This window comes from Arthrobacter sp. Marseille-P9274 (assembly GCF_946892675.1).
Lineage (GTDB): Bacteria > Actinomycetota > Actinomycetes > Actinomycetales > Micrococcaceae > Crystallibacter.
This window is the reverse complement of the sequence record NZ_CAMPOV010000001.1, coordinates 111,685-137,173: the sequence shown is the minus strand read 5'-3', so window position 1 is coordinate 137,173 and position 25,489 is coordinate 111,685. Positions and strand designations below refer to the sequence as shown.

23 protein-coding genes are annotated in these 25,489 nt (G+C 69.1%); 9 read left to right on the top strand and 14 right to left on the bottom strand.

The window, feature by feature from the left end:
* Positions 1-26 precede the first annotated feature (26 nt).
* The 3 genes from OC550_RS00575 to OC550_RS00565 are packed head-to-tail and all read right to left on the bottom strand — an operon-like array spanning position 27 to position 4,284.
* The gene (locus OC550_RS00575; RefSeq protein ID WP_262103373.1) at positions 27-1,151 is read right to left on the bottom strand and encodes a right-handed parallel beta-helix repeat-containing protein; all 1,125 of its coding nucleotides are present in this window, start codon (positions 1,149-1,151) and stop codon (positions 27-29) included.
* Positions 1,148-3,007, bottom strand: a complete 1,860-nt coding sequence (locus tag OC550_RS00570) for a right-handed parallel beta-helix repeat-containing protein (RefSeq protein ID WP_262103372.1) — start codon at positions 3,005-3,007, stop codon at positions 1,148-1,150. Before OC550_RS00570 ends, OC550_RS00575 begins: the two co-directional genes overlap by 4 nt.
* Positions 3,004-4,284 carry a glycosyltransferase gene (locus OC550_RS00565; RefSeq protein WP_262103371.1) on the bottom strand — a complete coding sequence of 427 codons (1,281 nt, stop codon included), beginning with the start codon at positions 4,282-4,284 and terminating at the stop codon, positions 3,004-3,006. Before OC550_RS00565 ends, OC550_RS00570 begins: the two co-directional genes overlap by 4 nt.
* A 563-nt stretch (positions 4,285-4,847) precedes the next feature.
* Between OC550_RS00565 and OC550_RS00560 the strand changes: the two genes are divergently transcribed.
* Together OC550_RS00560 and OC550_RS00555 are read left to right on the top strand one after the other, a co-directional pair.
* Positions 4,848-5,675: an alpha/beta fold hydrolase gene (locus OC550_RS00560; RefSeq protein ID WP_262103370.1), complete on the top strand. Its 828-nt coding sequence runs from the start codon at positions 4,848-4,850 to the stop codon at positions 5,673-5,675.
* A gap of 2 nt (positions 5,676-5,677) precedes the next feature.
* Complete coding sequence (locus OC550_RS00555; protein WP_262103369.1) at positions 5,678-6,796, top strand: zinc-binding dehydrogenase; 1,119 nt, start codon at positions 5,678-5,680, stop codon at positions 6,794-6,796.
* A 44-nt stretch (positions 6,797-6,840) separates the two neighbouring features.
* On the opposite strand, the gene OC550_RS00550 is transcribed toward OC550_RS00555, so the two are convergent.
* The gene (locus tag OC550_RS00550; RefSeq protein WP_262103368.1) at positions 6,841-8,031 is read right to left on the bottom strand and encodes an acyltransferase; all 1,191 of its coding nucleotides are present in this window, start codon (positions 8,029-8,031) and stop codon (positions 6,841-6,843) included.
* Between the two features lie 676 nt (positions 8,032-8,707).
* Here OC550_RS00550 and OC550_RS00545 point away from each other — a divergent pair.
* From OC550_RS00545 to OC550_RS00525, 5 genes are all read left to right on the top strand, one after another.
* The gene (locus OC550_RS00545) at positions 8,708-8,839 is read left to right on the top strand and encodes a hypothetical protein (protein ID WP_262103367.1); all 132 of its coding nucleotides are present in this window, start codon (positions 8,708-8,710) and stop codon (positions 8,837-8,839) included.
* A 127-nt stretch (positions 8,840-8,966) separates the two neighbouring features.
* Positions 8,967-9,779, top strand: a complete 813-nt coding sequence (locus tag OC550_RS00540) for an alpha/beta fold hydrolase (RefSeq protein ID WP_262103366.1) — start codon at positions 8,967-8,969, stop codon at positions 9,777-9,779.
* Between the two features lie 19 nt (positions 9,780-9,798).
* The gene (locus tag OC550_RS00535; RefSeq protein ID WP_262103365.1) at positions 9,799-10,518 is read left to right on the top strand and encodes a hypothetical protein; all 720 of its coding nucleotides are present in this window, start codon (positions 9,799-9,801) and stop codon (positions 10,516-10,518) included.
* 6 nt (positions 10,519-10,524) lie between these two features.
* The gene (locus OC550_RS00530; protein ID WP_262103364.1) at positions 10,525-11,745 is read left to right on the top strand and encodes a sensor histidine kinase; all 1,221 of its coding nucleotides are present in this window, start codon (positions 10,525-10,527) and stop codon (positions 11,743-11,745) included.
* Complete coding sequence (locus OC550_RS00525; protein ID WP_262103363.1) at positions 11,745-12,446, top strand: response regulator transcription factor; 702 nt, start codon at positions 11,745-11,747, stop codon at positions 12,444-12,446. Before OC550_RS00530 ends, OC550_RS00525 begins: the two co-directional genes overlap by 1 nt.
* A gap of 114 nt (positions 12,447-12,560) precedes the next feature.
* Here OC550_RS00525 and OC550_RS00520 read toward each other — a convergent pair whose 3' ends face one another.
* Positions 12,561-13,082, bottom strand: a complete 522-nt coding sequence (locus tag OC550_RS00520; RefSeq protein ID WP_262103362.1) for a hypothetical protein — start codon at positions 13,080-13,082, stop codon at positions 12,561-12,563.
* Positions 13,083-13,494: 412 nt separating this feature from the next.
* Here OC550_RS00520 and OC550_RS00515 point away from each other — a divergent pair, with 412 nt between their 5' ends.
* Both OC550_RS00515 and OC550_RS00510 read left to right on the top strand, forming a co-directional pair.
* Entirely contained in the window at positions 13,495-13,782 is a 288-nt protein-coding gene (locus tag OC550_RS00515; RefSeq protein WP_262103361.1) for a hypothetical protein, read from the top strand.
* Positions 13,783-13,848: 66 nt separating this feature from the next.
* Complete coding sequence (locus OC550_RS00510) at positions 13,849-14,976, top strand: PKD domain-containing protein (RefSeq protein WP_262103360.1); 1,128 nt, start codon at positions 13,849-13,851, stop codon at positions 14,974-14,976.
* Here OC550_RS00510 and OC550_RS00505 read toward each other — a convergent pair.
* From OC550_RS00505 to OC550_RS00465, 9 genes are all read right to left on the bottom strand, one after another.
* A complete protein-coding gene (locus OC550_RS00505) occupies positions 14,966-15,415 on the bottom strand; it encodes an exodeoxyribonuclease VII small subunit (RefSeq protein WP_262103359.1) in 450 nt (149 codons plus the stop codon). The genes OC550_RS00510 and OC550_RS00505 overlap by 11 nt on opposite strands.
* A 35-nt stretch (positions 15,416-15,450) precedes the next feature.
* On the bottom strand, positions 15,451-15,999 hold the full coding sequence (locus OC550_RS00500) for a hypothetical protein (protein WP_262103358.1): 549 nt from the start codon (positions 15,997-15,999) through the stop codon (positions 15,451-15,453).
* The gene (locus OC550_RS00495) at positions 15,992-18,376 is read right to left on the bottom strand and encodes a caspase family protein (protein WP_262103357.1); all 2,385 of its coding nucleotides are present in this window, start codon (positions 18,374-18,376) and stop codon (positions 15,992-15,994) included. Before OC550_RS00495 ends, OC550_RS00500 begins: the two co-directional genes overlap by 8 nt.
* A 26-nt stretch (positions 18,377-18,402) precedes the next feature.
* Entirely contained in the window at positions 18,403-19,089 is a 687-nt protein-coding gene (locus tag OC550_RS00490) for a M12 family metallopeptidase (RefSeq protein ID WP_262103356.1), read from the bottom strand.
* 28 nt (positions 19,090-19,117) lie between these two features.
* A complete protein-coding gene (locus OC550_RS00485) occupies positions 19,118-20,155 on the bottom strand; it encodes a ComEC/Rec2 family competence protein (protein WP_262103355.1) in 1,038 nt (345 codons plus the stop codon).
* On the bottom strand, positions 20,148-21,467 hold the full coding sequence (locus tag OC550_RS00480; protein WP_262103354.1) for a hypothetical protein: 1,320 nt from the start codon (positions 21,465-21,467) through the stop codon (positions 20,148-20,150). The genes OC550_RS00485 and OC550_RS00480 overlap by 8 nt, the downstream gene beginning before the upstream one ends.
* Positions 21,464-22,642, bottom strand: a complete 1,179-nt coding sequence (locus tag OC550_RS00475; RefSeq protein WP_262103353.1) for a caspase family protein — start codon at positions 22,640-22,642, stop codon at positions 21,464-21,466. The genes OC550_RS00480 and OC550_RS00475 overlap by 4 nt, the downstream gene beginning before the upstream one ends.
* Positions 22,621-23,667, bottom strand: a complete 1,047-nt coding sequence (locus OC550_RS00470) for a DUF2235 domain-containing protein (protein ID WP_262103352.1) — start codon at positions 23,665-23,667, stop codon at positions 22,621-22,623. Before OC550_RS00470 ends, OC550_RS00475 begins: the two co-directional genes overlap by 22 nt.
* A gap of 191 nt (positions 23,668-23,858) precedes the next feature.
* Positions 23,859-25,472 (bottom strand): ATP-dependent DNA helicase RecQ, encoded by a 1,614-nt coding sequence (locus tag OC550_RS00465; protein WP_262106210.1) that lies wholly within the window; start codon positions 25,470-25,472, stop codon positions 23,859-23,861.
* Positions 25,473-25,489 lie beyond the last annotated feature (17 nt).

The window sequence follows — 25,489 nt, the reverse complement described above, 5'->3', positions numbered from 1 at the left end:
GGTTGGGTGGAGGGGGAGGATAAGGATCAGCTGGTGCAGGGTTCGTTGGAGAGGCCGCTTTCGGCGGCGGTGGCACGGTTGCTGCATTCGACCACATTGTTCAGGGCGGGGGTCAGGGCGTACCCGTAGCCGGGCCCGTTGACCTGCGCCGTGTTGCCGCGGAAGACGTTGTCCGTGCCCCAGCCGTCCAGGATCTCGTGCGTCTGGTAGCCGTCACCCGGTGAGTCGGTGCCGGTGTTGCCGGTGATGGTCCAGCCCTTGCCTTTGACGTCGACCCAGGAGTCGGCCTCCTCGAGGTCGGCGCCGTCGAAATGGTTGTCGCGGAGCACGCCGTTGGCTGTTCCTTCCTTGATGTCCACGTTCTCCGATGTCGTCGCGGAGATTTTGTTTTCCGCGATCTCGTTGCGGTCGCTTTGGTCCGGCTCGCAGTTGCTCACGTCGCACCAGTTGCTCTCGGCGGTGCCGATGTAGATGCCCTCGCCAAACTTTTCTTTGCGGTGCCCGGTATCGGAAATGGTGTTGCCGATGACCAGGTTGTCGGTGCTGAAGCGGCGCAGGTGGATGGCCTCGTCGCCGGTCTTGGTGACGGTCAGGCCGCGGATCACGGAGTGGGTGACCTCGTCCGCCATGACGCCCTTCTGCCCGTTGCGCACGGTAAAGCCCTGCAGCACCCAGTGCGCCGCCTGGTCAAGGTGGAAGACGTAGCCGTCCTCGATGTCGCCGCCGTCGAGGATCGCCTTGGCACTGCCGCAGAGGGTGATGGGCTGCTCGGCCGTGCCGTCCCCCGTCGCGGTGAAGTTGCCTTGGTAGACGCCGTCCGACAGCACGATGACCGTGCCCGGTTCGGGTTCCTCCAGCGCACCCTCGAGTTCGGCCTCGGTGCGGACTGTGACGGTGGCCTCCGGGCATCCGGCCGCGGCGGCGGGAACGGACGACGGCGGCGCACTGCCTTTGGGCGCGTTCCCTCCCGATGCATTGCCTTCCGTCGCGGTGCCGGACCCGGGTGCCGCGCCGGTGACCGGCGCACTCGGGAGGGCGCCGGCGTCGTCATTTGGCCCGCGCAGCGGACCGTTGACGATGAAGACGGTGACGACGGCGATCGCCGCCAGCGTCATGAGGGCGGCCAGTAGGGCCAGCGGACGTCTGTTCATTCCCGCTCTCCGATCTCTTCGGGTGCCAGGATGCCCTTGCTCAGCGAGGTCAGAGGCACCCGTTCTGCGTAGGGGTTGCGGATGGTTCCGGTCCGCCGCCTGCGGCCACCGGAGAGGGCGGTCACCAGCAGCAGCGCGCCGAGGACCAGCCACACGAAGGTCAGCGGCTGGAAGACGAAATTGGCCACCCGCTGCAGCGTATACTCTGGCTGCCAGCCGAGCAGGTTATTCTCTCCCACGGCGCCGCCGGCGGACTCCTCCGCCCAGATGGCGATGGAGCCGTAGCCGGAGACCGTGTTGCCCGCCACCTGGGTCCCGGCCACGCGGCCGCGCAGCGTGATCCCGTGGTTGGAGATGCCGGCCAGTCTGTTGGCGGTGACGTCGGCCCGGGCGTTGCGCACGTAGACGCCCGTGTCGGCGCCGGTGATGAGGTTTTTGCTGACGACGGCGGAGGCACCGGCCTCGCGGATGGCGATGGCGTGTTCCTTCTGGTGCCGCAGTTTGTTGCCGGTGATGACGACGTCCCTGGCTGCATGGTTGACGACGACGCCGACCTGGTTCTTCTCGAACGTGTTGCCGGCGACCCGCAGCCGGGCGCCGCCGCTGATCTCGACGCCGTACCGGCGGTTGTCCTTCAGCGTGCTGCCGGTGATGCGGTTGCGGCCGTAGATTTCGACGGCGGTGCCCACCGCATTGGGGCCGTCCGAGAGCGGGCGGCCGTCCAGCGAGACGCCGTTGCGGCCGTTGTCTTGGGCAGTGACGCCGTCCAGCACGACGCCGGTGGTGGACCGCCCCAGCGTGAAACCGTCCACCGCGTTGTTCGAGGAGGTGGTCCTGGTGATGGCCGCGTTCGTGACGAACCGGTGCAGGACCAGTCCGTCCACCAGGCTCCCGCGGATGGCGGTGTCCTGGACTGCGACGTCCCGCGCGTTGGCGGCGAAGAGCCCGAAGGCGTTGTTCTCGAAGACCGCGTTGTCGATTCCCGCGGTGACCACGCTGTAGTCCTCGTCGGCGGGGTGGAGGGTCTCCAGCTGCTTGTCGGAGAGCAGCCGTGCACCGGCGATGGCGGCGTCCTGGGGCGCTGGTTTGGGCGGCGGGGCCGCCGGCTTGAAGGGGCTGATGGTGTTGGTTCCCGTCAGCGACAGCCCGCCGGTGTTGCCGCTCCAGAAGCCGAGGTTGGCCACCCTGGCATGCGAGAGCTTGGCATGTCCGCCGATCAGCCGGATGTAGGAACGGCCGTCCCTGGTTTCAAAGTCCGGGGACGCCTTGGTGCTGTCCCAGCTGGTAATGGAGACCTTGGCGTCCTTTGTGCCGGCGATGGTGACGGACCCGCCGAGGGCCACGAGGGAGACAAAGGAGCCGGCGCTGCTTTCCAGCCGGAGGTCCAGGCTCTTCGCCCCCTTGGCCGTTGCCAGCGAGAGGTTGGCGCCCGGCAGCACCACGATGTTTTCGGAGAGCAGGTAGGCGCCGCCCGGATGCCGGACGAAGGCCTTGGGCGCGAGCTGCAGGAGGTCGGCGACGGTGTAGGGAGTCTCCCGCGCCGGCAGCACCAGGGTAAAGGTGGAGTCGGTGCGCAGCCGATAGGGGCCCTTGAGCCCGTCGACGCGCCAGCGGGCGGCGGAGGCGACCGTGCGGACATAGATGAGGCGCTCGTCCTCGCGCTGGACCAGCCTGGCCTCGGTCCTCGGGTCGCCGGGGTAGAGCTCGCCCTGGACGTTGCCGTTGCTGGCGATCTCGTTGCGGCCAAAGGCGTCCACGTCCTTCTCCTTGAGGAAATCGCCGACGACGAAGAAGCCTGCCGCCAGCGCCGCGACGACCAGAAACAGCGCGGAAATGATGATGGCGGGATTCCTCATGCCGCCGCCTCCGAGGTCTCGAGGGTGGTGGCGTCCTGGCCGTCGCCGCCGGTCTGGTCCGCGTGGCGTGTCAGCCAGCCCTGCTTGTTCATCGTGGCGAACGCGTACACCTTGATGGGCAGCGCCACGAAGATGACGGCGAATGCCAGTATCGGCAGGATCAGCAGGTCTTTGGGATGCCGGCGCAGGTGCGAAACACCGCGGACGGCGCGGCCGAGCAGCAGCCAGCTGGCCGCCGCGGCGACGCCCAGCGGAGTCAGCTCCAGCCTGCTGAAGACCAGGTAGAGGAGGGTCAGCCCCATGGTGACCGGCGTCAGCAGGATCTGCAGTACCGTCACCTTGGTGATGAACGGAACCCGCCAGAGCCAGCCGGTGCCGATGGCGGTCAGGTAGCAGCGGTAGGAGTTCCGGCTCCAGCGGATGCGTTGCTTGACGAACGCGCGGAAGCTGGACGGGAACATCGACAGTGCCCGGGCCATGGACTGGTGGACGGTCTTGTAGCCGGAGGCGATGACCAGCCAGGTCAGCCGGCCGTCGTCGCCGGAGATGCACCGCCGGCCCAGGAAGTACTCGTTCTCCAGATGCTCCAGCACCGGCAGTACGGCCGCCCGGCGGTACACTGCGGTGCGCCCCGAGATGCAGGGTACCGCCCCGGCCCGGCCCATCGCCGGCACGTAGTCCAGGTAGCGCAGGTTGACCAGCCAGTCGGCGATCCGCCGCCACAGGCTGGTGTCCCGCTGATAGACGTTCTGGTGCGTCCCGACGGCCCCCACCAGGGGGTCCTCGAACGGCATCTGGACCGTCTCCAACAGGCCCGGCTGCCACCACGTGTCCGAGTCCGTCAGGACCAGCAGGTCGTAGCGCGCCAGCCTGATGCCGGCGCCGAGCGCCGAGCGCTTGCCCACGTGGTGGAAAAGGATCGGTTGGACCGTGGGATCGCCCAGCGCCGTGACGCGCCGGTAGGCCTCCAGGTCCTCGACGTCCAGCACGATGATGATCTCGTCCGGCCACTGCGCCCGCCAGGACTCGAGCGCGCTCATGAGGATGTCCGGATCCTCGTGGAAGGACGGGACGATGACCGAGGTTGTGGCCCGGTGTCCCGTGATGATCGGTCGGGCCCGGCGGGAGAGAATGAAGCGGTAGATCCACAGGCCCCAGACAATGGTGCCGGCCACCGCGACCGGGAAATACGGCGAGACTTCTACATAGATTTCGTGGATGGCCGTCCAGTCAATGGACGCGGCAATATCGTCGAAGATTTCCCCCAAGGAAAACACTTCTGCTCCTAGCGCACTCGATTCGACGGGGATAGCTCGGTGGAAGGCACCGCCGCGGCTGCCTGCCCCCAGGACAGCAGCGGTTGTGCCGCACGACCGGCGGCCATCGCGGTCCGGAAAGGTTCCGTCTCTCCGTATCGCGTTTCGAATGGCCGCCCCCAGCCTTACGAATTCGCCGGTGGCTCGTCGATGAGCCTCTGCATCTACGGTGGCGCGGGTAGATCCCGGCGCTCCAGAGTATTGGCTGCGGGAAGATTCCGGGCGGCTACTCGAATCACATCCGCGTCGTACCGGCCGGGCTGGTTTCCGGGACCGGGGACACCCGATTTCCTGCTTGAAATCCGGGCGCTGCCTCCCGGGGCGGTCCGCCGAGGAGTATAAGCATGCTGAGCAGTTACCGGTCTGCCGGCAGGTGCGACTTGGTCCGAGGGTGGGTCTTGCTGCCCTATCGGCAGCCCGGGAGCCCGGGTAGCTTTCGGAGTGGGCGGCCCCGCCGATCCGGGGCCGGCTTGCCGGGCTGCCTCCAGAGGACCCGGCGCAACGGCAGCCACCGGGAGGTTGGGATGGGCAAGCATGTGCAGGCCGGGCAGTTGCAGATCTGGACGGAGCGGGTCGGCGAGGGCCCGGACGTGCTGCTGGTCGGGGGACTCGGGGACACCGTGGAATCATGGCAGCTCCAGCTGGACCGGCTGGCGGACCGTTACCGTTTGACCGCGTTCGACAACCGCGGGGCCGGCCGCACAGCGATGCCGGCGGGACCGCTGACCGTCGAAGCCATGGCCGACGACGCCGCGCAGGTGCTCCGGGCGGTGGGCATCGGGTCGGCCCATGTCGCCGGCTTCTCCGGCGGGAGCCTCATCGCCCAGGAACTGGCGCTGCGGCACCCCGACCTGGTGCGAAGCCTGGTGCTGCAGAGCACCTGGTCCGCGGCGGACGAATACATGAAGGCGGTGTTCCGCGGCTTCCGGTGGCAGGCAGAGCTGGCGCCGAACGAGCGCGACTTCCTGGAAGGGTTCTTCGTCTGGGTCTACACGCCCCGGGCGCACAACAACGGCATGGTCCGGCAGTTCATCGAGGGGGCCATGGCGTTCCCGCACAAGCAGGCCACCGAGGACTTCCTGGCCTTCGCTGACGCCTGCCTGCGCTACGAGTCGGCCGGGCGGCTGGGCGGAATCTCGGTGCCGACGCTGGTGCTGGCCGGCGGCATCGACCCGATGAGCCGGCCGGAGCTGGGCAGGGCCGTTGCGGACGAGATCCCCGGGGCGCTGTTCGAGGTAATGGCGGGCGAGGCGCACCAGCCGTTCCAGGAGATTCCGGACGTTTGGAATGCGCGCGTGCATGAGTTCTGGCAGGATGCGGAAAGGAAGCATTCGGGTACGACTTGGAGCTGAACATGCGCGCGTCTGTCCTCTACTCGGCCGGCCTGCCCCGGCCCTACGCCGACTCGAAGCCGCTGGTGCTGGAGGACCTGGACGCACCCGCGCCTCGGGCCGGCGAGCTCGCCGTCGACATCAGCTACTCGAGCCTGTGCCACTCGGACCTGTCCGTGGTGGACGGAGTGCGGGTGCGGCCGCTGCCGATGGCGCTTGGCCACGAGGCCGTGGGCCGGGTGGCCGCCGTCGGGGAGGGCGTGGCCGATGTCCAGGTGGGGGACCATGTGGTGCTGGTCTTCGTGCCGAGCTGCGGCGCCTGCAAGCTGTGCCGGGCCGGGCGGCCGGCGCTGTGCCCGAAAGCGGCCGAGGCCAACGGCAGCGGAGACCTGCTCCACGGCCCTGCGCTGCTGCGCACGCGGCAGGGGGAACGGATCAACCACCACCTGGGAGTCTCGGCCTTCGCCGACCACGCCGTGGTGGCGCGGGAGTCCGTGGTGGTGATCGACGACGACGTGCCCGACGAAGTTGCGGCAATGTTCGGCTGCGCCGTGCTCACCGGCATGGGCGCGGTGGCCAACACGGCCCAGGTGCAGGCCGGGCAGTCGGTCGCCGTGTTCGGGCTCGGCGCCGTCGGACTGGCGGCCGTGATGGCGGCGAAGCTGGCCGGCGCCTCCGCGGTGGTGGCCATCGACCCGAACACCGCGAAGCATCCGCTGGCGCTGGAAGCCGGGGCCACGCACGCGGGCGTCCCGGACGAGGCGGCGGAGCTGATCCGGCAGACCACGGGGGAGGACGGTGCCGATGTTGCGATCGAGGCCGCCGGTTCCGCCCGCGTACTCGCAGCCTGCCTCGAGGTGACTAACCGCGGCGGGGCGGCCGTCGCCGTCGGCCTTCCGCACCCGTCCCAGGAACTGACGGTGCCCGCGCTGCAGTTCGCCGGAGCCGGCAAGCGGCTGCTCGGCTCCTACATGGGCGACGCGGTGCCCGGCCGGGACATCCCGCTCTACCTGGAGCACTGGCGCGCCGGGCGGCTGCCGGTCGAGCTGCTGCATACGGACACGCGGCCGCTCGCCGAGCTGAACGAAGGCCTCGATGCCCTGGCCGCCGGCGACGTGGTGCGCAGGCTCTTCACCCCCTGACGGCGGCGGGAGGATACGAACCCGAGGAGCGCAGTCATGCCCCGCTAGTTCCGAACGGCCGGCGCGTCTTCAAGGCCCGTGTCGGGCTGCCCGGCGGGATCATGCGCCTCAACGGTGTGCCGCTGGCGCGTGTTGAGGAAGTGCCGCTCGACCAGCAGGAAGAAGAGCCAGCAAAGGACGAGGACAGCCGGCATGACGGCGAACGTCATGACGGCCCAGTGGGTGGCCAGGCTCAGGTCGAGCGGCAGCAGCAGCAGGTTCGCCAGTCCGAGGAGGGGGCTGTGGAACAGGTAGACGCTGTAGGAAATCAGCCCGAGGAAGAGCATTGGGCGCGCCTGCAGGAGCCTCGCGCCGCGGGGGATCCTCCCCGCCACGGCCCGGCGACCCAGCCAGACGAGGCCGGCGGCGACGGCCAATCCGGTCATCAGTTCCATCAGGCCGCGGGTGGGCAGCGTGATGTCCGACCTGAACACGGCGCAGCCGACCGTAGCGGCGGCCAGGAGAATGAAGACGGGGCCGGCGGCCCGGACCGTTTGCTGACGCATGGTCAGCTGCGCGGCCCACATCCCGGCGGCGAAGAGGGCCACCAGCCAGGGATGCACGAAGCCGAAGGCGCGCTCGGCCAGCAGCCAGAAGCTCGCTGCAGTGAGGGCACCGACGATGATTGCGGGGTGGATCCGCCGCCACAGCGGCAGGAGCAGCAGCGGCATCAGGAAATAGATGTGCCATTCGACGGCGACGCTCCAGAGCGGACCGTTGATCTTGCCGATCCAGTGGTGGTTGAAATCGTGCAGCATCAGGAAGTGGCTGATGGTGCTGCCCCACGTGACGGGGATTTTCGAGTCCCACTGGGTTCCGCCCTTTTCCTGCAGGACCGGGAAAAGTGCGATCAGCAGGAGCGAGAAGACGAGGGCGGCGTAGTAGGGCGGCAGGATGCGTTTGCCGCGGCGCTTGATGAAGGACCACACACCGTGGCGGAACTTCAGTCCCGGCGTCGAGAGGACGGGCAGCATCAGCACGTATCCCGAGAGCACGATGAACACGGGGACACCGAGGTAGCCCCAGCCCAGGAACTCCTTGAGCATCGGCAGCTCTGCGCGGGACTCGCCGCTGAGGCCTGTGAAGAGGTAGGTGTGGTAGAGCACGACGAGGACCGCCGAGAGGCCGCGGAGGCCGTCCAGGTACGGAAACTCGGGGCGCTTGGGCGGGGCAGGGTCGGTGGCGGGCAACGACAAGCGTGTCTCCAAAGCATCGCGGGCGAATTCCGTCCGATGTTACTAGCCGAAGGGCCGGTTTCCGGTTTCGCATGACCTCGGCGCGGGAGGACTTCGGCACTCGACCGCGATGTTTAGCAGGGGCGCTGGCGACCGGCGAGTTCATTACACGGATTTGTAACAATGAATTTCGACGATCGAAATATAAGTGGCAAACTAATGGGCGGCACGAGCGGCCGCGAATTACCCCCAAAGACGCTGGCCTGGCCCGGCGGATGCGTTCCCCCATTGCATCCGCTGAGGTGCCGTTGCGAAGACCCCCGCTCCGAGACTGGCGGGGGTCTTCCGCATCTCCCGGGCAGTCGCCAGGGGCGTCGGCCGTGGCCAACGTCCCACCCGGAAAACATCACACCGCGCCGCGCTTCCCAGACCGGCCGCCGATGGGTTATGTTTTTGCATGCAGCGCGGAATGGAACGTTCGTCCGTTGCGGGCTGCGGGCAAGTTGGGGCGTTGGGGAACGTTGTAATTTCTTCCTGTATCCGTGCCTCAGTGCGCTCTAGTACTGGGAGGCTCTCAGTCCTGAAACGCCGGGCACGTACGTGGTACCAGATCCCCCAAAAATCGGGTCAGTACGTGCCCGGCCCAGCAGGGCTGCGGCTCCCTTCGGGTCAGTGCTGAACAGTTGGGGAAACTGCAATGAGTTATCGAAACCTGCGCCGCAAGTGGCGCCGTTTGAATCCTGATAAGAAGCGCCATATGGCCAACACGGTTGTGTTCGTGCTCGGTGCCATGGTCCTGGCGGCGGGGACCTATTCCCTCTCGCTGTAAAGGCGTGCCAGGGCCCTTAGGCCCTGGGGGACGGAACAACGACGGCGGACGGCCGGCACCCGGCCGGGGTTCCGCCGTCGTACGCCTTAACGTAGACCGCCGAACCGCCGGCGCGTAGGGTCGGACCATGAGTGAGCTTCGTGTGAAGGGCGTGGCCCTGTACTACGAGGAGCACGGAGCGGGCACGCCGATTCTGTGCATTCACGGTACCGGCAGTTCCGCGAAAGTGTGGGGCTCAGCCGTGGACAAGCTCGCCGGGCGCGGGCGCACCATCGCCTACGACCGGCGCGGCTGCACGCGCAGCGAACGGCCCGATCCGTACGAGCTGACCTCCGTGGAGGAGCATGCCGACGATGCGGCCGCGCTGTTGCAGGAACTCCATGCGGCGCCGGCAATCGTGATCGGCCGCAGCTACGGCGGGGAGATCGCCCTCAATCTGGTCGAGCGGTATCCGGGGTTCGTCCGGGCGCTGGTCCTGCTGGAGCCGGCCATCCTCACCCTCACGGCGGAGGCGCACTCGTGGGAAGGCGCGCTGGTGGACAACGTGCTCCTGGCCGCCGGGTCCGGCGGTCCGCAAGCCGGGGCCGAATGCTTCTACCGGGAGATCCTGGGCGCCCACGGATGGGCAGCGCTGCCCGACGAGTTGCGCACGATGGTGCTGGACAATGCGCCGGCTATCCTGGCCGAGCTGAAGGGCGGCTCCTCCCGGCCGAACGAAGGGATCCTGACACAGCTGCACAAGCCGGTGCTGATCGTTTCCAGCGCCGAGTCGCCGCCGCCGTTCCGGGCCGTTGACGAGGTCCTCGCGGACCTGATCCCCGGGGCAGTCCACGAGATCGTGGAGGGCGGGCACTTGATCGATGCGGCCGGTCCGAAGGTGCTGCGGTTCCTGGACGAGCACATGGACGCCACGGAACCGCGGCGGGATAATCGGGCGTAGCGGGGAAGGGGTGTTTCCCATGGCTACAGGCGAAGGGGTCTGCAGGCAGATCGTCTCGATCCAGCGGCCAGGCGCGGTCGATGCGGAGGCCGGACATGTGACCTGGGGCGTGCTGATCAGCGAGACGATGGTGGTTTGCCGCGATGTCGGCTGGGTGGAGGACGCAGACCGCTGGTGGGACGTGCTGGTCGCTGCGCCCTCCCGGGACGGCACCGGCACCGTTGAACACATCCGGATGCGGGAGATCGATGTGCTGGGCAACCCGAACGGCCCCGGTGCCGTCGCCCTGGTGAAACTGGCCCATGCTCCCGTGCACGAGGTGCACACCGACGTCGTTGTTGATGACTTCGACGAGGCGGAGTTCTACCGCGCGCTGGGAGTCGAGGGAAATGTGTGTGCGGCGCTGGAGGCGGTGAGGGTGCTGCCTGCGCAGCGGCCGGAAGGGACCGTTTCCCAGGTGCTGGGACCGGTGGACCGGTGGAAGCTGGACGGTCGGGGCCTGCGGGTCCGCAGTTTCGACCCGCGCGCGCCGCTGGCCGACGCGGGCGGCGCCGAATCGCAGCTGGCCGGGGCCGGCCGGCCTGTGGCGACGGAGGGCGAAGTGACCGGCGCCCAAGCGCCCGGTGCAGGGGAGGGCGACGGCGCCGCCGGCGAAGGATCCGGAGAGGACACGGAAACGAGGCCCAGGCCGCCGGATCCGGACCGGATCCTGCTGTGCTTCTTCAAGCGGTGCAGGTAGGCGGCCATGCGCCCGCCGCGGTTCCCTGCCAGCGTGACGCCGGTGCTGGAGGCGCTGGGGCTGTTGCTGCTGTACGGGCTGGACCTGGCGGTGTCCTGGGATTTCAGCTCCGCGCCGTCCTGGCTGGACCCGTGGGCGGTGCCCCTGCTCGGGCTGGCCGTCTACCTGCCGCTGCTGTGGCGGCGGAGGCGGCCGCTGCTGGTGCTCGCGCTGTCGGTGCTGGCCAGCATCGGGTTCGCGCTGCTGGTTCCGCATACGGTCCTCATGCTCGGGCCATTCGTGGCGTTGTATTCGGTGGCCCGGCACACGCGGCTGCGGCCGGCCTATGCGGGGCTGGGCATGGCCTTGGTGCTGGTGGCGGCGAACGTCCTGGCCCAGCTGGAGTTTGTGCGGCCGGAGGAGGCCGGACAGCTGGTCCTGGTCAGCGGGCTGCTGGGCACGATGATGACGGTGGCGGCGTTCGCGGCCGGACGGTGGGGGCGCAGCGCGGCACGCCAGCGGCGCATCCAGGCACAGTTGGCGGCGGCGGACGAGCGCAGCAGGATTGCCCGCGAACTCCACGACGTGGTGGCGCACTCGGTCAGCCTGATGGTGCTGCAGGCCGCGGGAGCCGGCCGGTTGCTGCAGAGCGATCCGGACCGGGCAAGGACCGCGCTGCGGCACGTGGATGAGCTCGGCGCACAGGCGATTTCCGAGCTGCGCCGGATGCTCGGCCTGCTGGTGCCCTCGGATCCCGTGGAAGCGGAGGGCGAGGCGGCGGCAGCGGCCGGGCGGCTGGGCGAGCTGCCGGGCCTGGTGCAGGAGTTGCGGGCGGCCGGGCGCGAGGTCGAGTTCGCTGTGGAAGGCCAACCGGCTGCCCTGCCGGCGGAAACCGGGACAGCGGTGTTCCGGGTGGCGCAGGAGGCGCTGACGAACGCGGTCAAGTACGCGGACCCGCAGCGCCCGGTGGAGCTCCGGCTCGCGTGGAGCGACAAGGGGCTGGGGCTGGCCGTACGGAGCTACGGCAGCCGGGGCGGCAGCGGGCGTCCGGCGGGAACCGGCCACGGGATCGGCGGCATGCGGCAGCGCGCGGAGTCCGTGGGCGGCGTGCTGGAGGCGGGGACGACGCCGGAGGGCGGCTTCCTGGTCTCCGCTACCTTCCCCGCGGCGGGGCGGGCAACGCCGGGCCGGCCGCGGCGGCAGCATTGGGGGCCGCGGATGGCCCGTGCGGCGGGAGGCAGGTCCTGATGGCTGCGCCGGAGGACGGCGTCATCCGGGTCCTGCTGGCCGATGACGAGGCGCTCGTCCGGGGAGGACTGGCGATGCTGCTGGAGGCCGAGCCGGACATCACCGTCGCGGGAGAGGCAAAGGACGGGGCAGAGGCGGTGGAACTGGCCGCCCGGATCCAGCCGGACGTCGTCGTGATGGATATCCGCATGCCCCGGATGGACGGTGTGGAAGCAACCCTACAGCTGAGCTCGGATGCGTTCCTGGACAAGGTGGAGACGGTACCGGCCGTGCTGGTGCTGACCACGTTTGGCGACGACGAGGCAGTCCGCACCGCCCTGCGCTCGGGCGCCTCCGGTTTCATCCTGAAGAGCTCGGCTCCCGGGGTGCTGAGTGACGCCATCCGCGCGCTCGCGGCGGGAGGCGGCTGGCTGGATCCGGCGGTCACCCGCGGGCTGCTGGCCGATTTCGCCCGCAGGCCGGACGTGCGGGCACCCGGACCGGCCGAGCTGGCGCAGCTGACCAAGCGGGAGCGGGATGTGCTGACCGTGGCAGCGCACGGGCTCAGCAATGCCGAAATCGCCGCACATCTGTTCCTGAGTGAGGCGACGGTCAAGACCCACATGCACCGGATTTTCCTCAAGCTCGGCATCACCGACCGCGCCCAGGCCGTCGCCGCCGCCTACAAGAGCGGGCTCGTCCGCTCCGAAGACACGCTGTAGCCGGATCGACAGCCGCTGGGCGGGGTGCCGCCGGACGGTGCCGCCGCTGGCACAGACGGTTCGGGGCCGGAAGTCCCCCTGGCTTCCGGCCCCGGCCGCGGTCTTGTGCCGGGCCTACTGGTAGACGTACTCGACGTGGCTCTTCTTCCAGTTGTGCCAGCCGGTCCAGTCCCCGTCGTAGTACACCTTGTAGGTCACGCGGTGGTAGACCTCCTCGTCGCCATGCTCGGTGTCCGGCGCCTTCTTCTTGATGTGGTAGACGCTGGTGTCTTCCTGGTCGAAGTGGTCGTACTTCGACCAGTCGCCCAGGTACTGGTCGTGGCCGTGGTCCTTCTCCCAGCGCTGGTCGTACAGCTCGATGCCGTAGCCCTCGTCGCAATGGACCTTGACCCGATAGTCCACGTAGTCGTCGTGCTTACCGTGGTCGTTGTAATGGACGACGGGCTTGAGCGCCCACACCTCGCAACCCTGGTGATCATCCCCGTGCTGATCGTCGGTGGCCTGCGCCGGGCCGGCCAGAGCCATGGGTACCGCAGTGGCGGCAAAGGCCAGGACGGCCGCGGCCGCCCCCGCCTTCCCGAACCTGGACCTGCGGGTTGCCTGCTCTGCTGCCGAGTCGGTCTTCTTGGTGAACATGCGTTTGCTCCTGCTGAAGGTTTGGGCTGCTGTCCGCGTTCCGTCCGGAACACACCATCAGTTTTGCGGCGCGGGGATCGGTCGCGAGTCCACCCCGGGATTGGTTTGGCACGTACATCCGCAGGTGTAGCTGCCAGCCGCAGATTGCAGCGGCAGGCCGACGCGGACGCAACGGGCCGGCGAGCACACTGGTTGCGACGGCAGCTTCGCGGGAGAGGACCTCAAGATGGCCGAGCAAGCAGTTTCACGGATAGACGCCTTCACGTCCGTCCAAGCCCTTTGCGCGGACCGAAGCCACGATCCATCGCCCGCATTGCTGCATGATTCCTACGCCCCCACAGTCCGGTTTTGCTGCGGTTTCAGGCACCTGCAGGCGTTTCCGGCCCCGCCGCCGAACGAAGCGACCGTTTACATGCCGCGATACGCCCAGGTGGCGGAGGCGTGCACGTTCGCCATGCTCGCCGAGGGGTACCGCGCGGCGCTGCAGGACGGCGCGGCAGGAACCGAAGAGGAACTGCTCGCGGCGGTCCGCCGCCTAGCGGACCTCGTCACCGCCGACCTCGCGACGGCCCGGCAGAACTACATCAGGTACCTCAGGGGGGAACTTGGCTGGTGGCTGGAGCGGCTCCAGTGGCTGCTCGACCAGGCAGGCCTCGGCGTCGACACCAGCGGGGCCCTGTCCCCGGACCCCGCACGTTGACTGCTGCTCCGGCCGGGGCCACATTAGGAGGAGGGATACCGTAAATCGGGGCCGGGCGGAGGATCCGTGTTCCCTGCAGCAGCCGTGACGGGGGCGGGCGGAGTGCAACGTGTGCTCCGCAGGGTCCTGCTTGTGCTCACGGCCGCCATGTCCTGGCTGTCCGTGTCCGCTTTTCCCGGCGCCGGCCCGATCCCGCTTTACGCCGGGACCGAAGGTCCGCCGCCGCTGCCGCCGATCGCGCTCTTCGAAGCCGCGTGCGAGGACCTGACCTGCTTCCTCGATGCCTCCGCTTCCTTCGATCCGGACGGGGCCATCGTTTCCTACGGCTGGGACTTCGGGGACGGAACCCACGGCCAAGGCATCGCGAGGGAACAGGTATTCGGTGAGCCGGGGACCTACACAATCGTGCTGACCGTTACCGACCAGTCCGGGATTTCCTCGGCCTTCAGCCAGACCGTGACGCTGCAGCTGCCCACCGGGCCCCCGCCTGCGCAAAGCACGTCGCCTGATGTCGTTGTCCCGCCGCCTCCGACCGAAACCACATATTCCTATTCCGAGGGCCCGGTCCCAGGCACAGAAACGGGAGCAGGCAGCAGCCCGCCCCTTCCGGGACAGGCCGCCCAGCAAATCCTGGACCGCTGCTTCGAGGGCACGCTCGTGTTCCGGCCGCCGTCGCCAATGGAGCAGGGCGAAACTACGTCCTGGTCGATCCGCGTGGCGCTTCACGGCTCGGACGAGGACCCGTCACGGGGCCTGCCCGGCGATGGGCCGGTGGAGACCCGGACACCTCGGCTGTGCGAGTTTATGCGGGCTGAACTGACCGGAGATGGCATGGACATCACAGCGACCAGCGGCGCGGGCGGACTGATCTCGCTCCCGGCGGAAGGCGTGGGCGAGTGGAGTTGGGACATCACGCCGCGCGAAGCCGGGGAGAAGGAGGTGACGCTGCGGCTGCTGGCTCCGGGACCGGAAGGCAGTAACATCATGGTCGAGACGTACCGGGAAACCATTGACGTGCAGGTGCGGCTCGGCTACGTCGTGGGCAACGCGGTCAAGGAATGGGCCGGACCGCTCGGTTTAAGCGTTCCCGTGGTGGTCGGTGCGATCGGCGCGCTCTACCTGTGGTGGCAGCGGCGGCGCTACAAGCCCAAGCACGCCCCGGCCTCCGGTACATCCGCACCGCCTAGTCGATGAAGGCTGCCTTGGAGCTGTACTCCTGGTAGAGCCGCACGGCCTCGTCCAGGGGAAGTTGCCCGTACTTGAGCGCCGCCAACAAGCCCTCGAGCTGCGCGCTGGCAGATTCGGCGGTGGAGATTCGCTCCGCCGTGTTGTGGGAATTCGCCAGCCCGGTGCAGATGGCAGCAGCCAGCGAAAGGATCGAGGCCAGCACGCAGATGACCTGCCAGACGACGGCGCTGTCCGGTAGGGAGAAGATACTCGCTATCGCATTATTGAAGCCGTCCTGGCCGAAGCCGGGACCGGCGGTCAAGGCGGCGGCCGTGGCGCTTGCGATGATGCTGATGTTGGTCAGAAGGCTGCGTTTCGGCCGCGCACGGCGCAGGTACGCCCTGATGCTTTCACGGCGCTCGTCGATTTCCCGGGTCAGGTCCTGGCGGCCTTGCGCGTTGTCCATCTCGTCATCCCTTTCGATTCGTATGCGGGCTGCGCTCAGGGTAGTCGCCAGCCCCCGTACCGGGCATCCGGTCGCAGGGGCGGCGTGGTTCCGCCGCCGAGGCGTTCGAAGACCGCGGCAGGCACGAACCTGGCACGCAACGAGGCGGCACTGTCATGGCCGCCGGCGTAGACGTCCAGCGAGCGGATGGCGGGCAACCCGGCAGGGGCGGGAGGGCGGCGCAGGCACCACCACCACCCGCCGTCGTTCCGGCTGATTCCCGGAACCTGCGCCGAGGGCGGCACCCGAACACGGGATAGGCCTGGAGGCTGATCGCCTTCCTTGCCGGAGAGGGGATCCACCGCGCGCCCGTCCACGCCGCGGATGGACAGGCTCACCCGTACAGGAGGGGCCCCCGGGGAAGCGGTGATGCCGATCCAGCAGCCCTCGCCCTCGGGCAGCGCCACCAGGAAGCGCCCGGGGCCGGCGGAGCAGCAGGGCAACGCCCCGGCGCTCGCCGGCAGCGCCGCCAGCACGCCGGATTCCGGGAGCGGGTAGCGCTGGAAGGACAGGGACACGCCCTCGGCGAGGGGCAGCTCAAACACGGTGCCCTTTGAGGATGGTGGCGGCTGCGGACGCCGGAATCAGCAGCCTGCGTGCGGCTTCCTCGTCATCCTGCGGCGCATTGTCCTTGACCCAGCGGGCCAGCTGGCGCGCGTGGAGCAGCTTTGCCCCGGGGTCTGCCGCCCAGGTCAGGAAGGGGCCGAAGTTGGTCACGGCATGCACGCGCTGCCAGAGTTCGTCCGGGATGAGCGCGGGACCGGTATAGCTGGCCTGGGTGAGCAGCTTCCAGCCGTACTTGAAAATCGGCGGCACGGGGAACGGTTCACGCCACACGAGTCCCGGGTCGAGGCAGCGCAGCGACAATGCCGCGATGTCGGGGTGGAAGCCCGGAATTTTCTGCCGGAGCCGCACCACGGCGGCATCCAGCTGCTCGTGCTGGCCCGCGGTTCCGCCCTGCGCGCCCTCCATGGCAATGAGCAGCAGGTAGCCACCGATGATTCCGGCGATGGGATCTTCGTATTCCTCCAGCAGCAGGTTCTGCAGCCCGGCGCCGTGTGTCTTGCCCAGCAGGTCGCGGCCCTGGGCCAGCGCCAGGCGGGCCGTCTCGATCACCTGGTCTTCCTTGGAAGCCTCCCCCGGAGCTTTGGCGGCGCCTGAAGCGGGACGCATGAAAACGGCCGCGTCGACAATGGGAACGATGTCGTTTTCCGGAACGCCCGGCACGAGCAGCGCGGGGGAGCGCTGCAGGGCGATCTGCGTGACCCAGCCGGCGCAGGCCATCACCGTCGCCTCGCCGGTCCGGCCGCTGTGGAAGGTGTGGCGCAGGAAGTACGGGCCGGGCTCGATGCTGCGTTCCCACACGGCCACGGGGTCGTCGGCCGGACCCTGCTGCAACTCGCTTTCCTCCAGCAGGTTGGCGACCACATCGCCGGAGGGGGAAATAAGTTCCAAGCCCTCCATCGGGTGGCCGGGTTCGCCGCGCGGCCCGTTAGGCTCCAGCCAGTAGCGCGCGAGGACCGAGAGGGTCGGCCCGGAGGGACCGGCCGCTGCACCCGGCTGGCGCGCGGCCGCCTTGACGAAGGGTTCGACGTGGGCCTCGCGGGTCATCGCGCTGCCCGGGATCGGCGCCGGTGAGGGCACCGCAGGTGTGGCATAGGCGGCGGCCAGGTTGTCGTCGAGGAGGACCACGTCCTCGATCACGGCGGAAATGTCGCGTCCGAGTTCGATCCGGATCTTGTAGACGCCGGGCGCATCGAATTCGTGCAGTTCGCCGGTGTCGGAAAAGATCCGGTTCAGGTTGTGGTCCAGGACCGAGATCGTCGCCGCCGCGTTCTTCGCCTCGACGTCGATGCCGTACAGCTCGGTGGGATGGGGCGGGCGCACGCGGCGGCCGGCGGTGCCGAGGGTCAGCTCCAGCGCACCGGCCCCCGTCACCTGGAAGCCGTGCCGGATGCCGAGGTCGGGAATCTCGGCGACGTACAGTCCCCGGGCCAGCTCGCCCTGCCAGAAACTGCCCGTGTGCTTCTGGTCCACAATGGCCGCGTGCGGCCGGCCGGTCCAGATCTTCAGCCTTTGGCCTGCCGCCGCAGGCAGGTCCAGGCGCACCGGGTAGGTGGGGCGGCTGCGGAGCCGCCGGAAGATGATGCCCGCATCGGCGCGGATGAACGGATGCAGGTCCACGGCCGAGGAACTGCGGGCCTGCCGGGGCAGGAACTGCGGCATGGTGTCATGCAGGAAGGCCTTCAGGCTTTCCCCGGTGATCCTGCCGTGCTCGTCGGTGGCACCGCCGCGCAGCCCCTGCAGCAAGGTGTAGCTGAAGACCCCGTGGACCCTGCCGTCGGGCATGGTATGTTCCAGCGCACTCTTCGTCTGCGCCGCCACGGCCACGAAGGCCGGCCCCGGTACGCCGGTGCCGCTGCCGGCGCGGATCGGGACGCTGCTGACCGGGATGGTCTGCTGGTGGGTCATGCAGCAGTCCATCCAGAGCACGTATTCGCGGAAGCGCAGCGCCTTCCGGAAGTTGCGCATCCAGTCGTAGGCATAGACGTACGACGGGACGGTCAGGGTGGCCTCGGCGGTGAAGAGCGCCCCTTCCTCCAGCACGGGCGCGAACCCGTGGCCCGAGAAATACAGGTAGAGCCGCCCGCCCATGGTCTGCGCGGTCTCCTCCTCGATCCAGGTCAGGGCCCGGCGGATCTTCGCCTCCTCCGGCTGGGGCTCCTCCGGCTGCGGCGGATCGAAGTCCGCGGACCGGATCAGCCGGACGTTTTCGGGACTGAGCGCGCCGCCGTCGGGCGCGATGAGCCAGTCGCGGATGTCGACCGCATCCGTGTCCGGGCCCTGCAGGTCCGCGCTCCCGCCGGGCGCCGCGAACTTCGGGTACCGGGCAATTCCGACGACGACGGCGTAATCGGCCACGTGCCATGACCTCCTCAGGGGGTTGGTCACCAGGGATAGGCGGAGCGGATGAACTCTTTGTCCGTTGCGGAGAGCGCGCTGTTCAGCCCGGCGGAGAAGCCGTCCAGGGTCCAGGACTCGGGGATCGGGTACATCATGATCGATGAGCTGTCGGTGTCGGTCCCGGTGACCTGCTGCGCGTCGTACTTGCGGAAGATGTTGTGCTCGATCGTCGCCTCGTCCCAGTTGTTCGGCGGCCCGGACAGGTCGGCGACGACGGCCGCGCGGTTCCAGTCGATGGGCTTCTGCGGATTCTGGTGTTCGTGGATCAGCCCGATGGCGTGGCCGAACTCGTGCAGCACCACGCGCCTGACGTCGTCGTCGCTCGATTCCGGGGTCAGCCAGCCGAAGTTCATCGTGGGTTCGCCGGCGTCGATGTGCTGGGCATGGGTGCCGAGATAGGACCAGGAGCCGTTGCCCTGCTGGAAGGCAACGCGGATGTCGCCCTGGGAGTCCGAGGCCTCGGCGAACTGCAGGTTCGCCATGTCCGGGCCCGTCCACTCACGTGCGACGGCGAGGACGCGCTGCCGCAGCCCGGGGTCGCCCTCGAGGAAGGCGACATTCAGGCGGGTAACGTTCCAGCGCGCTTCATTGAGCAGCGCGGCCTTGGTGTTGCCGGTCGTTCCGGTCGCTGTCCGGATGAGGCAGTAGTGGTTCTTGTTGGTGTTCTCCATGGGATGTTCGCTCCTGGGTCGTTGGCCTTCACCACGTGAGGGTGATGAAGCCGTCGGATGTTGCCGGGCTGAGCACGCGGTAGCCGTACTGCTCCTGCAGGGCCGCGTCCTGCCACTTGGCCGCGCGGTCCCGGTAGTTGAAGACGATGTCCTTAGCGGGTCCGCCGAACTTCAGGATCCGTGCCATGCACTCGTCGTCGGGGTGGTGGTGCCGCGCGCCGCTGGTTGAGATCAGGTAGCTCGGACAGTCCAGCAGTGCCAGCAGTTCCTTGGACAGGTTGGCGGCGCTGCCGTGGTGCGCTACCTTCAGCGCGTCGATGCGCAGCCTGCCGCCCTCCGACTCCGCCAGCGGCTGCAGCGACCGTGCCAGCCGTCCGTCGTCGCCGTCGCCGGTGAAGATCAGCCGCCGGTCCTCGTACTCGAAGAGGAAACCGATGCTGCTGGCATTCGTGAGGGAGCTGTCGGGGACGAACCTGGAGGCCGCCAGCTCCTCGATGCCTGCCGCGGCCCCGAGGCTTTCGAAGCCGGGCAGCTGAGGGGGCGTGGCCTCGCGGCCAGGAATGAGGCCGTGCCGGGCGCACTCCTTTTCCCAGAACGGGCGGAGCCGGTCCAGCTGCCCGCGGTCGGGCGAGAGCACGGTGACGGCCGCCCCGCCCGCCAGCTCGGCCCGGCGGCCGGCGAGGACCGTCCTGCCGTCGAAGGAGGCGTTCCAGGCCAGGCCCTGCCGGTCCAGCGCGGAAGTGAGCAGCTCGCCGTCCCGGGGACCGAAATGCTCCAGTCCGTCCCCGACGAGGTGGTCGTAGCCGTTGAACCAGACGTCGCCCAGCGCGGGGCGGGCCGGGTCGTTGACCAGCGCGAGCACGCCGAGTACATGGTCCTGGTCGACATGCGTGACGACCAGGACGTCGATCGGCTCAGGGGCCACGAGGGCCGCGAACAGGGGATAGGAGGATGCGCGGCCGCCGTCGATCAGAATGCGATGCTTCCGGACGGGGCTGCTGCCCTCGCCGTAGGCCAGCAGCAGGCTGTCTCCGTCCTGTGCCGGCAGCATGGTCAGCTCAATCACGGCGGCCACCGCCCAGCTCGAGGACCACGAAGGGCTCCCGCATTTCGGCCCGCCAGGAGAGCCGGCGTATCTCTGCCAGCATGAGCTCGCACTCCGGGTCTTCGGGGAATTCGGCCAGCAGCTCGATTAGCCAGGCGAGGCCCGGAGTGAACACCGGCAGCCCCCGGTGGAACGCGGCCTTGGCGAGTTCCTTCGCCGCGGCGAGCTCCCGGGCGGTGGTCGCCTCGCGCAGCCGCAGTGCGGCTTCGAGGATGGCCGGGTCGCCGAGCAGCGGCGCCTGCCGGGAGATGGCAGGCAGCCGCGCGTACCAGTCTGCGGACCGGCCCGGAGATCCGGTGCCCAGGAAGAGGTAGCAGGCGGCGGCGGCAGCCAGCGGATTTCCGACGTCGTCGGGCCCGGCTGCGCCGGCTGGCAGTCCGTCCACGGGCGCGAAGACGGCAGCCGCCTTGGCCAGATTGCCGGCGGCCAGGTAGGCCAGTCCCGTCGCGAGATCCGGGTCCCGGACCGTCACGGAGATCCGGCTGGTGGCCGGCACGGGATCGCCGTGGACGACGACTTCGGCCTCGGCGTCCCGGCCACGCACGTCCCGCCAAGGAAGCGGCAGAGTGGCGAGCGTGCGATGTCCGGCCGCGGCCACGAGGAGGAACTCGCGCGCCGGAACGGTCGCACCGCCGGCCGTCGGTTCGCGCCCGAAACGGTAGATCGCGGCGAAGCCCTCGCCGCCGGGCACGGGGGCTTCCGGAGGACCGGAAGGCTCCATTGCCGCTTCGAGCGCGGCGGCGGCACCGGCGGGGGCCAGGCCCGCCGCCTCATTCAAGCGGCGGTAGGACAACGTGCCCGGCTCCGTGGTCCGGAGCCGCACCAGCCGGGCAGGCTCGGCGCGCGGCGCCGGCTGCGGGAAGCCGTGGTGGCGGGCAGGGCCGCCCGGTGCCTCCGTCGGGTTTTGCGCCGGCGGGACAGCCGGGGTGGGGAGGATGTTGCCAAGGACATGCTGGAAGGCCCGAGCTGCATCGTGCGGCGCCGCTGCCCCGAGCTCGACTGCTCCCAGCTCGACCGAGGCCGATCCGCCATCGTCGACTCCAACCTGCTCCGTCAGCAGTTCGCCCGAGGGCAACGTGGTTTCAACCAGGTAGCTGCCGGCCTCCACGGCGAATTCCGCGGGCGCTACCGAAGCCCCGAGCGGGAACAGGACCGAACGCCGGCCCCGGCCGCCCGGCGACGTGGCGTAGATATTGCCCACTACCTTGATACCGTCGTCCAGTCCGGGCCCGCCAGCGGACGCGTTAACGCGCACCCGCAGCAGCCCGCTCATGGCGCGGCCTTCAGCCGGACCGGACTATAGGGCGGCCGCACGGCCCTCGTGAGCGATCGCGGCGGCCCATTCTCCAGCTGCGCCTCGAATAAGTACTCGCCCAGCGCGAGCTCCAGGTACCACTCCACGGAGGGATCCTCGGCGTCGACCTCCGTCCGCAAACGGCGGCCGCGCTCTTCGTTTCCCTGGCGGCAGGCAAACTCGGCCAGGGAGTTCTCCTCGGCCGGCTGGCAGCTGACGTAGACCGGAACCAGGGGGTCACCGGCAAGCTGGTGGACATCGAAGACCGCCAGCTCATGAACCGTCGGCGTCTGCACGGTGGCCGCCCGACCGGCCAGCACGGGGCGCCTCATGAAGTCGTCGATCGCCGTCGACAGCGTCGTTGTGCTGACGCGCCAGTCGCCCTCGGGGTTGTCGCTGCCCGCTCCGCGCAGTGCGCGCAGCAGGGCCTGGGTGAAAAGGCTGACCTGCCCGGGGCGGCCGTAAGCCCGCTCGCCGGCGAGTGAGGCGTAGTAGGGGACCGAGAGGACGCGCGGCAACTCCGGCGGGCGGCGGACGCCCAGCAGCGGGACACGTCCGGCGAACCTCGCGTCCGTCTGGCTGATCAAAAAGTTCGACGCGGCCCGGCAGGCGTCGACGAAGAACAGTTGCTCGCTGGCCTGGCAGGTCTTCAGGCCGCGGCGCAGTTGCTCGAAGTCCAGCGCCCGGTCCAGCGGGTTGTCCTCGTCGTCGGGCGAGAAGTCCGAGGCGAGCAGGGCCATGTCATTGCCTTCGGAGATGCCGTGCCCGCAAAAGTAGAAGACGAGCCGGTTCTCCGGGGAGCTGTTGCCCCGCTTCTTCCATGCCTTGGCCGCCGCTTCGATATTGTCGGCGGTGGCCTCCGGGACGGCATGCGGGTTTCCCGTCCGCGGGTTGAGGAAGGGAACCGGTTCCTGCTCGCTCAGCAGGAGCGACAGGCTGGCCAGGGGCTTGGCGTCGAAGCGGTAGTCCGCCAGCAGCCACGTGGCCACGGCACGGGCCGACAGCGACGGCGAGGTCAGCTGTCCCATGCCCGCCGCGTTCCTTGCCGGGTCGGGGCCGCCCAGCAGGTGGGGATACCTGCCCACGCCGACCACCAGCGCGTGCGTGCCGGCACCGGCGGTCCCGGCCAGGATCAGATCCGGGGAGTCAGCCATTGGGCGTCCTCCCAGACGGCGCCGGCAGGCAGCCCGCGGCTGTAGCGGCCGTCTACGGCGATGCGGTCCCGGACGCTCGCATGCACCCGGGCGCCGGCAGGCACGCTGCGCTGCCGGAGGACCAAGGTATGCCACGGAAGCCCGGCCCGGTGGATCTTCCCGGCTGCATGGCCCTTCTCCAGGGCGCAGGTCTTGCGGTAGGAGTCAGGCCGGACCCGCACGCCCGCGGTGATGGCGCCGTCCACCATCCATTTCAGTGCCACGTCCGCGAGTCTCCACTCGTCCCGGAAGGTGCCTCCGACGTCGGAATGGACACCGGCGAACCAGACCTCGTTGAGATTCGTGCCGGCGGGGCCGGGCTCGACCAGGTACTCGCGGAAGGGGCGGCGCCGCTCGTCGAGCGAGACCGCATGCCAGATCCGGTGGGCATTTGGCAGCTGGCGCGTGTAGGGCCATTTCAGGTCGCGCCGCAGCACGCCGGCCGCCTTGACGGTGTCCCAGATGCCCAGGAACTCGACCGGCACGGCCAGCGACTTTCCGTGCCGCACGGAGAAGGCCCGGGCGAAGCGGTCGATCTGGTCCCAGTCCTCCTCGCTCCAGCGGCGCTTGTTCCGCGCATAGGCGTTAATGGCGTATTGCACCAGGTTTTCGCTGCCGGGCCGCAGAACTCCGACTCGGTACAACAGCCCGGTCAAGGCCCGGGCGGTGTAGGCGCCGCGGCTGAAACCGAACAGATAGAGCCGGTCCTCCGGATGCCAGTTCTGCAGCAGGAAGGTGTAGGCCTCGGCCAGGTTTTCGCGCATGCCGATTCCGGTGGCGAGGCCCAGTAGCTTCGCGGCGCGCCTGGGGGCCGTCGTCCAGGCTTCGTAGGAACTGAAGGTGCCCACGCCCGGGTCGTAGTAGGCGATCTGCTCGTTCCGGTCGCCAAGATCCAGCATCTCGAACAAACGGACGACGTTGCTGCTGCCGGACGCATGGACCTGGCCGCCGGTTCCGTCAAGGCAGACGACGATATTCCTTCCCAATTCCCACCACCGTCGAGTCAGGCGCCGGATCTTGCCGTCGATAATGTCGCATTGGGCTACGGCCGCGTGCGGCGTCCCCTGCCGTAGATATCCGGGCTGCCCCTGACGCCGCGGAGGAACGTTGAACCGATCTATCAGAATTGGTGTTATTGCCGCGTTACGGCTGCGTCACCAGCCTGCAGGCGCAGGCTTCACCCGCTGGTGAGCAGGCCTTCCTCCGCCTCGATGGCCTTCAGCGCGATGTCCTTGTAGCCGACCGACTCGAACAGGACGGTGATGCGGTCGGGCTGCGTGCCCATGACGATGCCGGCGCCCCACTCGCGGTGCGAGACGGGCTGCTGGATCTCGTAGCCTTCCGGCATGGCCGCCTCGTGTGCCATCGCCTCCGCACGAGAGCCGGCCTCGCAGTTGTCGCAGTTCCCGCAGTAGCCGTCCGTCTCCTCGCCGAAGTAGTTCAGCAGCCAGTCGCGGCGGCAGGTGTCCGTTTCGGCGTAGCCGCGGGCCATCTCGATCCGGGACTGGTCGATCTTGCGGCGGGACTCGGCCTCGGCCAGCGCCTTCTCCACGGCGTCCTCCGCGGAGACGCCGCCGCGGGCGCGGTAGCCCTGTCGGTTGGCGGCGATGCTGCCGCTGTGCTCGAGCAGGTTGAGCACGCGGGCCTGCCGTCGGGTGCCGAGCCCGGTCTGCCCGCTGAGCTTGGCCGGGCGCAGCGGGCCGTGCTCCTGCAGGGCGCTGAAGACGGCCTTCAGGTCCTCGGGATCAGGCGCGCCGCCGACGAAGAACTGCTGCAGGCCGAGGTCCTCGGACCGGTAGTGCAGGACGGCGCGGGCCGGTTCGCCGTCCCGCCCGGCACGGCCGATCTCCTGGTAGTAGCTGTCCAGCGAGTCGGTGATGTTTGCGTGTACCACGAACCGCACATCCGGTTTGTCGATCCCCATGCCGAAAGCGGTGGTGGCCACGACAACGTCCACCTCGTTGGCGTGGAAGCGCTCGTGGATGGCTTCGCGCTCCGACGCCTTCCGGCCGGCGTGGTAAGCATCCGTGCGCAGGCCGCGCTCGGCCAGCTCGGCGGCGTACCACTCGGTGTCCTTGCGCGTGCCGGCGTAGAGCAGCCCCGGCCCGCCCAGCTCCGCGACCTGGTCCAGCACGGCGTGCCGCTTGTCCTCGTCCCGGTGGTGGCGCACCACGGACAGGTTCAGGTTGGGCCGGTCGAAGCTGTGCACAATCAGGAACGGTTCCCGCATGCCGAGCCGGTCCTCGATCTCCGCCCGGGTGTGCGGCGACGCCGTGGCCGTCAGGGCGATGACCGGCGGATGGCCGAGCCGCTTCACCACGGCGGTCAGCGTCAGGTAATCGGGGCGGAAATCGTGGCCCCACGAGGAAATGCAGTGCGACTCGTCCACCACGAACAGCGAGACCTGCCGCGCCGCCAGCCGCTCCAGGGTCTCCTCCCGCGCCAGCTGCTCCGGCGCCAGGAAGATGAACTTGGCCGCGCCGCTCTCCACGGCTTCCCACGCGGCCCTTTCGGCCTTCGCCCCCACGTGCGAGTTGATGGCGAACGCGCGCTCCTCGCCGAGGTCCTCGTTGATCGCCTCCAGCTGGTCGAACTGCAGGGCAATGAGCGGGGAAACAACGACGGCGGTGCCGGGCAGGGCGAGTCCGGGGACCTGGTAGATCGCGGACTTTCCGTGCCCCGTCGGCATGACCGCCAGCACGTCGCGCCCGGCCGCCGCTGCTTCCATCGCCTCGAGCTGCCCCTCGCGGAGGGTCTTCAGGCCGAAGGACTCCTCAGCGATGCGGCGCAGCTCGCCGGCGCCGGGCC